This window comes from Paraburkholderia phymatum (assembly GCF_038900715.1).
Classification (GTDB): domain Bacteria; phylum Pseudomonadota; class Gammaproteobacteria; order Burkholderiales; family Burkholderiaceae; genus Paraburkholderia; species Paraburkholderia phymatum_A.
Genome location: NZ_JAYMRZ010000109.1, coordinates 1 through 339, shown reverse-complemented (window position 1 = coordinate 339; position 339 = coordinate 1). Strand labels below are relative to the sequence as shown.

1 protein-coding gene is annotated in these 339 nt (G+C 68.4%); it reads left to right on the top strand.

Features of this window, described 5'->3' with window-relative positions; all coding sequences use genetic code 11:
- Positions 1-339, top strand: a 339-nt coding sequence (locus tag VSR68_RS43030; protein WP_342945392.1) for a thiamine pyrophosphate-binding protein, incomplete at both ends; no start/stop codon positions are given.

Below are 339 nucleotides of genomic sequence, written 5' to 3'. Positions count from 1 at the left end.
CGTCCGAAGCCTTTGTCGAAACCCTGGCCGCCAACGGCGTCACCGAGATGTTCGGCATCATGGGCTCCGCCTTCATGGACGCGATGGACATCTTCGCGCCCGCGGGCATCCGCCTGATCCCCGTCGTTCACGAACAGGGCGCCGGTCACATGGCCGACGGCTATGCGCGCGTCTCGGGCCGCCATGGCGTGGTCATCGGGCAGAACGGCCCCGGCATCAGCAACGCCGTCACCGCGATTGCCGCCGCCTACTGGGCGCACAGCCCCGTGGTCATCGTCACGCCCGAGGCGGGCACCATGGGCATCGGACTCGGCGGCTTCCAGGAAGCGAAACAGCTGC